At 63.1% G+C, this 14,466-nt stretch carries 9 protein-coding genes and 1 pseudogene; 7 read left to right on the top strand and 3 right to left on the bottom strand.

Translation table 11 applies throughout. From position 1 onward, the window contains the following. On the top strand, positions 1–289 hold a 289-nt coding region (locus RMO23_RS08655), incomplete at its 5' end, for an aldehyde dehydrogenase family protein (protein ID WP_309680521.1). A 46-nt stretch (positions 290–335) separates the two neighbouring features. Here the strand turns inward: RMO23_RS08655 and glgX are convergent. From glgX to RMO23_RS08640, 3 genes are all read right to left on the bottom strand, one after another. Continuing rightward, positions 336–2,480 carry a glycogen debranching protein GlgX gene (glgX, locus tag RMO23_RS08650; protein WP_309680519.1) on the bottom strand — a complete coding sequence of 715 codons (2,145 nt, stop codon included), beginning with the start codon at positions 2,478–2,480 and terminating at the stop codon, positions 336–338. Between the two features lie 16 nt (positions 2,481–2,496). Beyond that, positions 2,497–4,689, bottom strand: coding sequence for a 1,4-alpha-glucan branching protein GlgB (gene glgB, locus RMO23_RS08645; RefSeq protein WP_309680516.1), 2,193 nt, complete (start codon positions 4,687–4,689; stop codon positions 2,497–2,499). Between the two features lie 66 nt (positions 4,690–4,755). Further along, the gene (locus tag RMO23_RS08640; RefSeq protein ID WP_309680513.1) at positions 4,756–7,188 is read right to left on the bottom strand and encodes a glycogen/starch/alpha-glucan phosphorylase; all 2,433 of its coding nucleotides are present in this window, start codon (positions 7,186–7,188) and stop codon (positions 4,756–4,758) included. Positions 7,189–7,423: 235 nt separating this feature from the next. Between RMO23_RS08640 and RMO23_RS08635 the strand changes: the two genes are divergently transcribed. From RMO23_RS08635 to RMO23_RS08610, 6 genes and pseudogenes are all read left to right on the top strand, one after another. Further along, on the top strand, positions 7,424–9,076 hold the full coding sequence (locus RMO23_RS08635) for an alpha-D-glucose phosphate-specific phosphoglucomutase (RefSeq protein WP_309680511.1): 1,653 nt from the start codon (positions 7,424–7,426) through the stop codon (positions 9,074–9,076). 63 nt (positions 9,077–9,139) lie between these two features. Continuing rightward, positions 9,140–10,414: a glucose-1-phosphate adenylyltransferase gene (gene glgC / locus RMO23_RS08630; RefSeq protein ID WP_309680509.1), complete on the top strand. Its 1,275-nt coding sequence runs from the start codon at positions 9,140–9,142 to the stop codon at positions 10,412–10,414. Positions 10,415–10,424: 10 nt separating this feature from the next. Next, positions 10,425–11,879: a glycogen synthase GlgA gene (gene glgA, locus RMO23_RS08625; RefSeq protein ID WP_309680507.1), complete on the top strand. Its 1,455-nt coding sequence runs from the start codon at positions 10,425–10,427 to the stop codon at positions 11,877–11,879. 16 nt (positions 11,880–11,895) lie between these two features. Continuing rightward, positions 11,896–13,413 carry a 4-alpha-glucanotransferase gene (gene malQ, locus RMO23_RS08620; protein ID WP_309680505.1) on the top strand — a complete coding sequence of 506 codons (1,518 nt, stop codon included), beginning with the start codon at positions 11,896–11,898 and terminating at the stop codon, positions 13,411–13,413. Positions 13,414–13,473: 60 nt separating this feature from the next. Then, the gene (locus RMO23_RS08615) at positions 13,474–13,749 is read left to right on the top strand and encodes a proline dehydrogenase family protein (RefSeq protein ID WP_309680503.1); all 276 of its coding nucleotides are present in this window, start codon (positions 13,474–13,476) and stop codon (positions 13,747–13,749) included. Beyond that, a pseudogene (locus RMO23_RS08610) lies at positions 13,740–14,108 on the top strand (aldehyde dehydrogenase family protein); the annotation flags it as partial. The gene RMO23_RS08615 and the pseudogene RMO23_RS08610, both read left to right, overlap by 10 nt. Positions 14,109–14,466 lie beyond the last annotated feature (358 nt).

Below are 14,466 nucleotides of genomic sequence, written 5' to 3'. Positions count from 1 at the left end.
CAACGCGCTCGGTTACGGCCTCACGCTCGGCATCCAGACCCGCATCGACTCACGCGCGCAGGCGCTGGCCACGGCGGCCCATGTCGGCAACATCTACGTCAACCGCAACATGATTGGCGCGGTGGTCGGCGTGCAGCCCTTTGGCGGCGAAGGTTTGAGCGGCACCGGCCCGAAAGCCGGCGGCCCGCACTACCTGTACCGCTTTTGCGCTGAGCAGACCGTGACCGTCAACACCACGGCGGCGGGTGGGAATGCCGCGTTGCTGGCCGGGCCAGGTGCGGATGATTGAAGCGCAAATGGAAGCGATGCAGGAGGATCAGCGGGTGGTGTGACGGTCAATCTTTGTCCTGTGCAACTAACAGCACGAGGCTGTGGGCAGGCACAGAAAACGCTGCGGCGCCCTGGCCGACCTGGCGTGACAGGCCGCGCGCGTGGCTGCTGTCCAGCACGGCTTGCCAGCGCCCGTCCGGCAACAAAAAAGACTGGGGCTTGCTGTCGGCGTTGACCAGCAGCAGCAACGGAGCTCTGGCCCGGCCGGGCTTGCCGATCAGGCAACCCAACACCCGTTGCAGCGGGTCGCGCCAGGCGCCGCCGTGCAGAACGGTGCCATCGCTTTGCAGCCATGACAGGTCCTGCAGCCCCGCTGTATCGGCCAGGCCGTCGTACCACTGGTTGGCAAACGGCAAGGTTTGGCGGCGCACGGCCACGGCGTGGGCGGTGAAGGCGATCAGGTCTTCATCGGCCGCTGCCCAGTTGAGCCAGGTCGTGGCGTTGTCTTGACAGTAGGGGTTGTTGTTGCCGCCTTGCGTGTGGCCCAGTTCGTCGCCAGCGCATAGCATGGGTGTGCCTTGTGCTATCAATGTGGTGGCAAGCAGGACGCGTTGCAGGCGCGCACGCAGCGTATTGACAGCAGGGTCGTCGCTGGCACCTTCGGCCCCGCAATTGAAATTGAGGTTGTGGCTGTGGCCGTCGCGGTTGTTCTCGCCGTTGGCCTGGTTGTAGCGCTGGTTGTAGCTCAGCAGGTCGCGCAGGGTAAAGCCGTCGTGAGAAATCACATAGTTCACCGACTCGGCCGGTGCCCGCTGACGTGCCTGGTACAGGTCAGACGAGGCACACAGGCGCTGCGCAAAGTCGCCCCGGTTGCAGCCCGCCACCGGCGCGTTGGGAGCGGCGGCTGCTTGCACCCAAAAATTGCGCATGCTGTCGCGAAAATGGTCATTCCATTCCAGCCAGCCGCGCGGAAACCCCCCGACCTGGTAACCCCCGGGCCCGGTGTCCCACGGCTCGGCAATCATTTTCACGCGCGACAGCACCGGGTCCTGTGCCACGGCGGTGAAAAAAGCGCCTCGGTGGTCAAAGCCATGGTCGCCCCGACCCAGCACCGGGGCCAGGTCAAACCGAAAGCCGTCCACATGCATGTCGCCCACCCAATAGCGCAGGCTGTCCAGCACCAGTTGCAGCATGCGCGGGTGGCGAATATCCAGCGTGTTGCCGCAGCCGCTGTGGTTTTCGTAGTGGGCGGGGGCGTCGTGCGGCAGGCGGTAGTAGCTGGCGTTGTCCAGACCCCGAAAGCTGAGGTTGGGGCCGTCTTCACCGGATTCGGCAGTGTGGTTGAAAACCACGTCGAGCAACACCTCCAGCCCGGCCGCATGCAGTGTTTTGACCATGGCGCGGAACTCGTCGCGTGGCGACATGTCCTGAGTGCCTTGTCCACAGCAGGCCAGGCGCGGGTCCACGCAGAAAAAGCCCAGGGTGTTGTAGCCCCAGTAGTTGCTCAAGCCCATGGCGCTCAAGCGTTCCTCGCTGATCGCATAGTGCACCGGCAGCAGGCTGACCGCCGTGATGCCCAAGCGTTGCAGGTGGGCAACAGACGCCGGGTGCGCGAGCCCGGCGTAGGTGCCACGCAGGGCCGGTGGCACCCGTTCGTTGAGCTTGGAGAAGCCTTTGACGTGGCACTCGTAGAGCACCGAGTCTGCCAGTGCCGTGCGCGGCGCCCGGTCGCCGCCCCAGTCGAATTGGTCGTGGGTGACGCGGGCTTTCAGCGCCACGGCCGCGTTGTCGCGGGTGTCCATGTGGCGCGGGTGTTGCCGGTCACCTGCAAAGTGTTCATCGCGCCACGCGAACTCGCCCACGATGTCGCGGGCGTAAGGGTCGAGCAGCAGTTTGGACGCGTCAAAGCGGTGGCCCCGGTCCGGCCGCCAGGGGCCGTGTGCGCGCAGACCGTAGATTTGACCCGGTTGGGCGCCGTGCAGGTAGCCGTGCCATACGTCGCTGGTGTGGGCGGGCAGGCGCAGCCGGGCTACTTCATGGGTTCCGCTGGCGTCGAACAGGCACACCTCCATGGCCTGTGCATGGGCAGAAAAGACGGCGAAGTTGACACCCAGGCCATCAAAGCTGGCCCCCAGCGGCCATGGCTGGCCGGACTGCAGGGCGGGCGTGTTGGGTGCGGCTGAAGAGCTTTTTGGATCAGTAGAAACCATGGTGTGGGGGGCAATGTCAGGCTTTCCATTCGAGCAGGACGGTGGCCAGGGGGGGCAGGGTCAGGACGATGGAATGCGGCTTGCCGTGCCAGGCGGTGTCGTCTGCGGTGGCAGCGCCCAGCGCTGTGCCCACGTTGCTGCCGCCATAATGCGCCGAGTCGGTATTGAGGCGCTCGTGGTAGGTGCCCGGCTGCGGCACACCCAGGCGGTAGGCATTCCAGACACTGGGGGTGAAGTTGCACACCACAACGATGAAGCTGGTGTCCTTCACGCCCCGGCGGATAAAACTCAGCACCGAGTGCTCGGCGTCGTTGTGCTCAATCCACTCAAAGCCTGCAGGCACAAAATCCAGCTGGTACAGCGCTGGCGTTGCGCGGTAGAGCATGTTCAGGTCGCGCACCAGGCGCTGCACCCCCGCGTGCGGCGCGTTTTCCAGCAGATGCCAGTCCAGGCTTTGGTCGTGGTTCCATTCGCGGTCCTGGGCAAATTCGCAGCCCATGAACAGCAGCTTTTTGCCGGGGTGGGCAAACATATAGCCCATGAACGCACGCAGGTTGGCAAATTGCTGCCAGCGGTCGCCCGGCATTTTGTCCAGCAAGGAGCCCTTGCCGTGCACCACTTCGTCGTGCGAGATGGGCAGCACAAAGTTTTCGTTGAAGGCATAGACCAGGCTGAAGCTCATTTCGCCCTGGTGGTGTTTGCGGTAGATCGGGTCACGCGCCATATAGGCCAGCGTGTCGTGCATCCAGCCCATGTTCCATTTGTAGTGAAAGCCCAGTCCTCCGGCGTAGGTGGGGCGCGACACCGACGGGAAAGCAGTGGACTCTTCAGCCAGCGTGATGGCCTGTGGGCGTTCCACTCCCACCACCTCGTTCATGCGTTTGAGGAAGGCGATGGCCTCTAAATTCTCGCGCCCACCATGGACGTTGGGAATCCATTCACCGGCCTGGCGGCTGTAATCGCGGTAGAGCATGGAGGCGACGGCATCCACGCGCAGGCCGTCCACCCCAAAACGCTCCAGCCAGTACAGGCTGTTGCCCACCAGGAAGTTACTGACTTCGGTGCGCCCCAGGTTGTAGATCAGGGTGCTCCAGTCGTTGTGGAAGCCCTCGCGCGGGTCGGCGTTCTCGTACAGATGCGTGCCGTCAAAGTTGCCCAGGGCATGCGCGTCGGTGGGGAAGTGGGCGGGTACCCAGTCCAGAATCAGGCCGATACCCTCGGCATGGCAGCGCGCCACGAACCGCACAAAACCGGCGGGGTCGCCAAAACGTGCGGTAGGCGCATACATGCCCACCGGCTGGTAGCCCCAGGAGCCGTCAAACGGGTGCTCGCTGATGGGCAGCAGTTCCAGGTGGGTAAATCCCATGTCGCGGGCGTAGGGCACCAGGGTGTGGCCAAGTTCCTCCCAGTCCAGCCAGCGGTTGTCTTCCTCGGTATTGCGCCGCCACGAGCCCAGGTGCACTTCGTAGATGCTGACGGGCGCATCCAGGGCGTTGGCCTGCTGGCGCGCCGAAGAGGGCGCCACGAACGGCGGCAGTGTGGCCACGATGCTGGCTGTGGCCGGACGCAATTCGGCCTGCAGCGCGTAGGGGTCGGCCTTGGCGGGTAACACCTGTCCGTCCTGCGAGCGAATCTCATATTTGTATTTCGCCCCGGCGTGTACACCGGGCAGGAACAGTTCCCACACGCCACACTCGCGCCGCAAGCGCATGGGGTGGACGCGACCATCCCAGAAGTTGAAGTCGCCCACCACGCTGACGCGCGCGGCATTGGGCGCCCACACGGCAAAGCGGGTGCCCGCTACGCCTTCCATCACGGAAGGCTGCGCACCCAGCACCTCGTAGGGCCGCAGGTGGGTGCCTTCGCCCAGCAGCCACACATCCATGTCGCCCAGGACGATGGGGAAACGGTAGGGGTCGTCGATGGTGGCGCTATGACCGTCTGCCCACTGAACCCGCAGGCGGTAAGGGGCGCTGGGCAAGGCCTTGACCACCCCTTCAAAACAACCGTCTGCGTGCTGCCGCGTCAGTGGACCGAGTGACTTGCCTTTGGCCGACTCCACCACCACGCTTTGCGCGCCGGGCAGGAAGCAGCGCACCGAGGTCTGTCCCGCCATTGGGCCATCGGCCACCGCATGCGGCCCCAGCACGGCAAACGGGTCGCCGTGGCTGGCGCTGCAAATCATTTCAACATCATGGGCATGCAACATAACAACCGATCAGGAGGTGGACAGACGCAGGGGCTGCGAGGGCTGGGGCAGGGGTGGGCCGAGGTGTCAACCGGCGTCGGGTTCAATATGCCAAATTTGCCGCGCATATTCCCGGATGGTACGGTCGGAAGAGAATGCGCCCATACCGGCCACGTTGCTGATGGCCTTGGCACACCATTGGGTGGGCTGGCGGTACAAATCATCGACCTGGGACTGCGTGGCCACATAGGAGGCGTAGTCTGCCAGAAGCAGGTAGTGGTCGCCGCCCCACAACAAGGAATCGACCAGCGCGCGGTAGCGGCCTGGCTCGTCGGGCGAGAACTGGTCACCGGCAATCGCGTCGAGTACGGCCTTGAGGCCTGGGGTATTTTCGTAATAACGCATGGGCTGGTAGCCGCTGTGCTTCAAGGCTTGCACTTCGGGCGTCTTCAGGCCAAAGATGAAGATGTTGTCGTCACCCACGTTGTGGCGGATCTCAATGTTGGCGCCGTCGTCGGTGCCGATGGTCAGTGCGCCATTCAGCGCCAGTTTCATGTTGCCGGTGCCCGAGGCTTCCGTGCCTGCGGTAGAAATTTGCTCGGACAAATCTGCGCCGGGCATGATGACTTCGGCCACTGAAACGCCGTAATTGGGCATGAACACCAGCTTGAGTTTGTCGCCAATGCGCGGGTCCTGGTTGATGACCGTGCCCACGTCGTGGATCAGCCGGATGATGGACTTGGCCGTGACGTACGAAGACGCTGCCTTGCCGGCAAAAATCACTGTGCGGGGCACCCAGGGCGCGTCAGGGTTGGCCAGCATCGCCTGGTAGCGCGTCACCACATGCAAAAGGTTGAGCAACTGGCGCTTGTATTCGTGGATGCGCTTGACCTGCACGTCAAACAGGCTGTCCGGGCTGACCCGGATGCCGGTGCTGCGCGCAATCGCTTCGGCCAGGCGCACCTTGTTGGCGCGTTTGACCGCCATGAAGGCTTTCTGGAAGACCGGGTCATCTTTTTTGGCCTTGAGCTTTTGCAACTGGTCCAGGTCCAGCCGCCAGCCGGTGCCCAGCGTGTCGTCCAGCAGCCCTGACAAGCCCGGGTTGGCCTGCGCCAGCCAGCGGCGCGGGGTGACGCCGTTGGTCATGTTGGTGAAACGGTCGGGCCACAGGCTGGCGAAGTCGGCAAAAATGGTTTGCACCAGCAGCTCGGAGTGCAAGGCGGACACGCCGTTCACTTTATGGCTGCCCACAATCGACAAATGCGCCATGCGAACGCGGCGCTCGCCTTGTTCGTCAATCAGCGACAGGCGCGCCAGAAAGGCGTTGTCGCCCGGCCGGTGCAGGGCGGCCGCATTCAAAAATTCCTTGTTGATACGGAAGATTATTTCCAGGTGGCGTGGCAGCACATGCTGCATCAGGCCAACAGGCCAGGTCTCCAGCGCCTCGGGCATCAAGGTGTGGTTGGTGTATGAAAAAGTCTGACTGCAGATCGCCCACGCTTTGGCCCAGGCCATGCCGTGTTCGTCGCACAACATGCGCATCAGTTCGGCCACGCCAATGGCGGGGTGGGTGTCGTTCAAATGAATGGCGACGCGCCCGGCCAAGTTGTCCAGCGAGGGGTGTTCGTCGAGGTGGCGTTGCACCAGATCCTGGATCGACGCGGCCACAAAGAAGTACTCTTGCTTGAGTCTGAGCTCGCGTCCGGCGGGGGTGCTGTCATTGGGGTACAGCACCCAGGAGATATTTTCAAATTCGTTCTTGGTGCTGGCCGCGCGCGCGTAGTCGCCCGTGTTGAAGGCGCCGAGGTCAAAGTGGGCGGGTGCAACGGCCTTCCACAATCGCAGGGTGCTGACTTTTTCGGTGCCGTGGCCGGGGACCACCATGTCATAGGCCTTGGCGGCCACTTCGCCGGCGTGACGCCAGACCGCCACGCCATCCACGTGCTCGACCCAGCCGCCAAAGCGAACCGGGTAACTGATGCCAGCGCGCGGAAACTCCCAGGGTGTGCCGTCCTGCAGCCAGGGGTCGGGATATTCCAGTTGTGAGCCATGCACGATGTCCTGCGCAAACATGCCGTACTCGTAACGAATTCCGTAGCCGAATGAGGGCAAACCAACAGTGGCCATGGAGTCCAGAAAACACGCCGCCAGACGCCCCAAGCCCCCGTTGCCCAAGGCTGCGTCGGGTTCGTGGTCGGCTACGTCTTCCAGTTTTTGTGCGTGCAGCGCCAGGCCTTGGGTTGCGCCATCCGTCAAATTGAGTGCGGCCAGCGCGTTGGAGAGGGTGCGCCCCATCAGGAACTCCATGGAGAGGTAAACCACCCGGCGTGCTTTGCTGTCGCGTTCGCGTGCCTGGGTTTCCACCCAGCGTTGAGAGAGCTGCTGGCGCGCCACTTGGGCCACGGCCTGCATCAGGTCGGTTTGCGTTGCGCAGGAAGGCGCCACACCGATGGTGTGCAGCAGATGGCGGTGGATCTCGGTTGCGAGGTCTCGACTTGCGGGGGTGGGGGTGGGTATCAAGGGTTATTCCTTTCGGATGTTTAAAGCGGGCAAGCACAAATCCCGCCGAACAGCGTTTCTTGCGGTTTAGCGCGAAGACAATGCGGGGCTACCGAGCCTCATTCTCGGCTACCATCAGCGCAACTACCTGTTCGCCCGCGAATTGCTTTGGATAAGCCTAAAGCGTATTGAGGCGGCGATTTCTCTCGACTGTACGCGTTGCGCAATTGGCACCCCAAACCCGAGAAACAAGAGCATGGCTATTCAAACATTTTCCACGCAGCCCATCGCCGGACAGCGCCCCGGCACATCGGGCCTGCGTAAAAAAGTTGCGGTGTTCATGCAACCCATGTACTTGGAGAATTTTGTCCAGTCGCTGTTTGACGTGCTGAACGAGCCCGCGCACAGTGGCGAGAGCTTGCAGGGCCAGACCCTGGTCCTGGGAGGCGACGGCCGTTACCACAACCGGGCGGCCGTGCAGACTATTTTGCGCATGGCCGCCGCGAACGGTGTGGCGCGGGTACTGCTGGGGCGTGGCGGCATTTTGTCAACACCGGCGGTGAGCGCCGTGATTCGTCGCCACAAAGCGTTTGGCGGCATCGTGCTGTCGGCCAGCCACAACCCCGGCGGGCTGGACGGCGACTTTGGCATCAAGTACAACGCGGTCAACGGGGGGCCGGCCAACGAGAGTCTCACGGACGCCGTCTATGCCCGCACGCTGGTGCTGAGCCAGGTGCGCAGCAGCGACGCGCCAGACATCGGTATTGATCAGTTGGGCACGCACAACGTCGAGCAGATGCAGGTTGAGGTGATTGACCCGGTGGCCGATTACGCCGCGGTGATGCGGGAGCTGTTTGACTTTGACCTGATTCGCGGTATGTTCAAGCGCGGCTTCACCCTGCGCCTTGATGCGATGAACGCGGTGGGCGGCCCCTACGCCAAGGCCATATTGGAGGGCGATCTGGGCGCGCCAGTGGGCACCGTGGTGAACGGCGAACCGCTGGAAGACTTTGGCGGGCTGCACCCCGATCCGAACCCGGTCAACGCTGCGGACCTGATCGCCCACATGAGCGGGCCCCAGTCGCCCGATTTTGGTGCCGCCACGGACGGTGACGCCGACCGCAACATGGTGGTAGGCCGCGATTTTGTGGTGAGCCCCTCGGACAGCCTGGCGCTGATGACGGCGCACGCCCAGCTGATTCCCGGCTACCGTGTTGGCCTGGCCGGTGTGGCGCGCTCCATGCCCACCTCGGCTGCGGTGGACCGTGTCGCCCGGGCTTTGGGTATTTCCTGTTATGAAACGCCGACGGGCTGGAAGTTTTTCGGCAACCTGCTCGATGCGGGTCGGGTGACCCTGTGCGGCGAAGAGAGCTATGGGACGGGGTCGAACCATGTGCGCGAGAAAGACGGCCTGTGGGCTGTATTGTTCTGGTTGAATTTACAGGGGGTGACGGGTCGCTCGGTGGCGTCGTTGGTCGGCGAACATTGGCGTACCTACGGTCGCAACTTTTACTCCCGCCATGACTACGAGGGCATACCGGTTGACGTAGCGAACGCTTTGATGACTGATTTGCGCGCGGCCTTACCCGGCCTGAAGGGGCGTCGTTTTGGTGCTCGCGCAGTCGAGCTTGCGGATGATTTTTCTTATACTGATCCGGTGGACGGCTCGGTCTCCAGTCACCAGGGTGTTCGCCTGATTTTTGACGATGGGGCACGCGTTGTGTTCCGCTTGTCCGGCACGGGCACGGAAGGCGCAACGCTGCGCCTGTACCTGGAGCGGTATGAGGCCGACCCCGCGCGGCAAGACGAGCCGCTGCAGCAGGCGCTGGCTGAATTGGCGGCCTTGGCCGATGCAGTGGCGGGCATTCACACACGCACCGGCATGGCCAGTCCCAGCGTGGCGACCTGAGGCTGCACGGCGTCAACTTTTTGGGACAACAAGCGCCTTGAGCGTTAAATCTAGGAGACAAGCATGGACAAAATCGTGGAAAAAAATCTTCAGGCCCACCAGTTGGTGCGGCGCACGGTGGCGTTGGTGTTGGCCGGTGGGCGTGGTTCGCGGCTCAAGCAGCTGACGGACCGGCGTGCCAAACCGGCCGTGTACTTTGGCGGCAAGTTCCGCATTATTGATTTCGCGCTCTCCAATTGTCTGAACTCTGGTATTCGGCGCATGGCGGTAGTCACGCAGTACAAGTCCCATTCCCTGATGCGGCATTTGCAGCGAGGCTGGAGCTTTTTGCGCGCGGAGCTCAACGAGATGGTTGATTTGTTGCCGGCGCAGCAGCGGGCGGGCGAAGAGCATTGGTACCGCGGCACGGCGGACGCCGTCTTCCAGAATCTGGACATCATCCGCTCCAGCAAACCCGAGTACATCATCATCCTGGCGGGCGATCACATCTACAAGATGGATTACTCGCTGATGCTTATAGACCATGCCGAACACGGCGCTGGCTGTACCGTGGGATGCATCGAAGTGCCGCGTGCCGAGGCTTCGGAATGTGGCGTGATGGCGGTGGATGACAAGCGCCAGATTACCGCGTTTGTCGAGAAACCCGCCAATCCGCCGGGTATGCCCGGAAACGACGCGGTTTCGCTGGCCAGCATGGGCATTTATGTGTTCGACGCAGAATACCTGTACCGCCTGCTCGAAGAGGATCTGTCCAACCCCGCGTCCAATCATGACTTTGGCAAAGATGTGATCCCGGCCGCCGTGGCGGAGGGACGTGCCGTGGCACATCCGCTTGACATGTCCTGCGTGCCGCGCGTAGCGGGCGTGGCGCCCTATTGGCGTGATGTCGGGACGATTGATGCGTTTTGGGCCGCCAACCTTGACCTGGCATCCACCATCCCTGAGCTGGACATTTATGACACGGACTGGCCCATTGTGACGTACCAACGCCAATTGCCACCCGCCAAGTTTGTGCCCGATGCCACCGGCAACCATGGCGTCGCAGTCAATACGCTGGTGTCAGGCGGCTGCATTGTCTCGGGCTCTCATGTGGCGCATTCCGTGCTGTTTTCTGAGGTGCGCGTGCATTCTTACTGCCATGTGGAGCAGGCGGTGGTCTTGCCCAACGTGACCATCCACCGCAATTGTCGCTTGCGTAAGGTCGTCATCGACCGGGGCTGTGAGATTCCTGAGGGCTTGGTGGTGGGTGAAGACGCTGCGTTGGACGCACAGCGCTTTGAACGCACAAAAGGGGGGGTGGTCTTGATCACCCGCGAAATGTTGACCCAACTGAAGTGATTCAAGAGGCATGAAAGTCCTGCAAGTCAGCGCCGAAATCTTTCCGTTGCTCAAAACCGGCGGCCTGGCTGATGTGGCGGGTGCGCTACCGGCCGCCTTGAATGCCGCGGGCGGTGAGGTGCGCGTGCTGTTACCTGGCTTTGCACCGATCCTGGCTGACCTGCAAGGCCCTGAGGTGCTCACCGAACTGACGGCGCCCTGGGGCGAACGGGTGAGCTTGCGCTGCGGCCGTCTCGCCGCGTTGGGCACAGTTGCCTATGTGATTGACGCGCCGCAGCTGTACTGCCGCCCGGGTGGCCCCTACGAAGACCAACACCGTCAGCCTTACCGCGACAACCATCGCCGCTTTGCGCTGCTGGGTTTTGTGGCGGCGCAGTTGGCGCGTGGGTTGGACGTCGATTGGCAGCCGCAAGTGGTGCACAGCCACGACTGGCACGCGGCCTTGGCACCGGCCTACATGGCATTCTCGCGGGCTGCGCAAGGCCCCGATGTGGCAAGCATTTTCACGGTGCATAACCTTGCCTACCAGGGGGTGTTTGCAGCGCATGATTTTGCCGATCTGGGCCTGCCCCAAGCCGCGTTTTCGGTCGATGGACTGGAGTACCACGGCCAGATATCGTTCATGAAGGCCGGATTGTTTTACGCGGACCGTATCACGACCGTCAGCCCCACTTACGCGCGCGAGATTCAGACGCCAGAGCAAGGTTGCGGGCTTGATGGTTTGCTGCGCTCACGCTCGGATGTGCTGTCGGGAATCCTCAACGCAGTAGACGAGTCCGTTTGGAACCCTGCTGTAGATAGGCTGATTCCCTTTGCTTATGACGTTCGCAAGCCTGCAGGCAAGGCGCGTTGCAAAGCGGCCTTGCAGCAAACGCTGGGCCTGGCGGTGCAGAGCGATGCGCTCCTGTTTGGTGTCGTCAGTCGCCTGACAGAGCAAAAGGGCTTGCACCTGGTACTGGCCGGGCTGGACGCGATGATGGCCCGCGGTGGCCAGCTGGTACTGCTGGGTACCGGTGAGCCCGCGCTGGAAAATGCCTTTCGCGCGCGCGCGGCCGCGCATCCCGAGGCCTTGTCAGTGCGCATTGGTTACGACGAAAGTTTTGCCCATGGCATTTTTGCGGCGAGTGATGTGACCTTGGTGCCTTCTCGCTTCGAGCCCTGTGGCCTGACGCAAATGTACGGTTTGAAATACGGCAGCCTGCCTCTGGTGCACCGCGTGGGCGGTCTGGCGGACACCGTCGTGGACAGCTCGCTTGAAGACCTCGCCGAGGGTCTGGCCAACGGCTTTGTGCTGGATGTCTTCACCCTGGACGCCTTTGAGCGTGCCATGCGCCGCGCCTTTGCGCTCTTTGCCCGACGCCCGGAGTGGAATCGGGTTCGCGTCCGTGCCATGCGACAGGCGCTGGGCTGGGAGCGTGCTGCAGCGCAGTACCTTGCCCTCTATCAAGATGCGTGCAGCGCCTGACCACGTCGACCGCATCATGCGCGCCGATCTTTTGAACCAACGCACCGCGGGTGTCTTGCTGCACCCCACCTCCTTGCCCGGCCCACACGGATGTGGCGACTTTGGCCCTAACGCTTATCATTTTGTAGACTGGCTGCACGCGGCAGGGCAGTCGCTGTGGCAAACCCTGCCACTGGGACCCATCGGCCCCGGAGACTCGCCCTACATGGGCAGCTCGGCGTTTGCCGGCAACCCGCTGCTGGTGGCGTTTGAGCCCCTGCAGGAGCGCGGCTGGCTGGCCAACGAAGCCCTGGACGGCCGCTTCAGCGATGAAAAAGTGAACTATGGCCAGGTCGTGCCCTGGCGCCTGCACAAGCTGCGCGAAGCCTTTGCAGGTTTCCAGCTAAGTGCCAGCGACGCTGATCGGCAGGCCTGTCAAGCCTGGCTGACCGCTGAGCAGCGCTGGGTCGGCGACTACACCCTGTTCATGGCGCTGGACCAGGCCCACACCCCGGCGCTGTGGCCCGAGTGGCCAGCGCCCCTGGCGGGCCGCGATCCGGCGGCACTGGCGGCGGCGCGCACCGAGCATGCGCAAGAGCTGGCTTTCTGGGGCTTTGTGCAGTGGCAGTTCGATGTTCAGTGGAAGCGCCTCAAGGCCTATGCCAACCAGAAGGAGGTGCGCCTGGTGGGCGACCTGCCCATCTTCATTGCGCACCACTCATCCGACTGCTGGTCGCGCCCGGATCTGTATGAGCTGGACCGATCCGGCCACCCGCGAGTCATCGCCGGGGTGCCGCCCGACTTCTTCTCGGAAACGGGCCAGCGCTGGGGCAACCCGCTGTACGACTGGGAGGCGATGAAGGCCGATGGTTACCAATGGTGGATTGAGCGCGTCAAACGCCAGCTCAGCCTGGCCGATGTGGTGCGCATCGATCACTTTCGCGGCTTTGTGGGCTATTGGGAAATTCCGGCCACCGAGCCCACAGCCGTGAAAGGCCGCTGGATGCCTGGGCCCGACTACGACCTGTTCGCCGCGATTGAGGCCGCTTTAGGCAAGCTGCCCATCATTGCCGAAGACTTGGGCGTCATCACCCCCGAGGTGGTGGCACTGCGCCATCGGGCGGGTTTTCCGGGCATGCGAATTTTGCAGTTTGCCTTTTCGGACGACGCAGGCAACAACTTCCTGCCGCACAACTACGAGCGCGACACCGTGGTTTACAGCGGCACCCACGACAACGACACTATCGTGGGCTGGTGGGCCTCCTGCACCGATCGAGAACGCGTTTACGCCGCAGAGTACCTGGGCACCAACGGCCATGATGTGCACTGGGCCATGATTCGCGCCTGCGCGCAATCGGTGGCCAACCACGCCCTGTGCCAGTTTCAGGACGTGATGGGCCTGGACGGCCGCCACCGCATGAACACGCCTGCCACCATTGGCTGCTGGAGTTGGCGCTTCAAATGGGATTGGGTCACGGGTGAAGTCACAGAACGCCTGGCCCGAATCACCGCCGCCAGTGGGCGTACCCGGTTTGGCCGCTTTCGCGCAACGTAACCAACCCCGGTATATGCCCCAGTCGTCCGGTTTACTTGCCGTTGATCGCTTGGCCTGGCGATGCAGGCCTACCAGACCCGCGCGCTGGCGCTGATTGAACATGTGATCGTGATCGGCCGCAAATACCGGCTGCGCCTGATGTGCCGTCTGGTCAAGGGCGCCTGCTGGGACTCGAAAATAAAGCGAGCCCAGGAACTGCTGGCCGCGCCCGACGCGATTTACCCGCAGTTTGCCGGGCACAACGCCGGCACCATCGCCGCCATCATGCAGATGGCTTCGCGCACCGGCGGCGGGTTTGAGCCGCAGCGCCTGCACGGCATGGGCGGGCCGAGGTGAAGGACGAGATCTTTGGCCCGGTGCTGCAAATCGTGCACTGGGGCAGCGGCGCCCTGAAAACGCCGGAAGCGGTGATCGCCCAGATCAACGCGCTCGGCTATGGCCTGACCCTGGGCATCCAGACCCGCATCGACTCGCGCGCCCAGGCGCTGGCCACGGCCGCCCATGTCGGCAACATCTATGTCAACCGCAACATGATTGGCGCGGTGGTCGGCGTGCAGCCCTTTGGCGGCGAAGGTTTGAGCGGCACCGGCCCGAAAGCCGGCGGCCCGCACTACCTGTACCGCTTTTGCGCCGAGCAGACCGTGACCGTCAACACCACGGCGGCCGGCGGCAACGCGGCGCTGCTGGCGGGGTGAGCGCGCGCCGGCGCTGAAAAACTCGGGCGGGCCTCAAAGGCTCAGCGCCAAGCGAGTGGTAGGCGGTTTCCTACAAAAGGCAAGGGTTTTTTCTCGCGTGATCCTAGGGAAGCCCCGCGTATACCTCGTTGGGTATACCTCGTCCACGCCTGAAGTTCGCACCAGTGAACGGGATGTCAGCTCTTTGAAGCCCTAACCGGGGGAGATAAGAAATGAAGCTCAATCAACTGGCCCAGGCCGCATCCGGGAGACTGTCACGGATGGCCTTGAATGTCGTGGCGGTAACGGCGCAGCTGAGGTGCCGGCTGAGGGGGAGCGTGTTTTCCGCGCGATGGCTCCCGCTTGCCGCGTCGCTCAG

This window comes from Polaromonas sp., from assembly GCF_031411155.1.
Classification (GTDB): Bacteria; Pseudomonadota; Gammaproteobacteria; order Burkholderiales; family Burkholderiaceae_C; genus Polaromonas.
The sequence above is the reverse complement of the archived record's forward strand: the minus strand, read 5'-3'. Positions and strand labels throughout refer to the sequence as shown.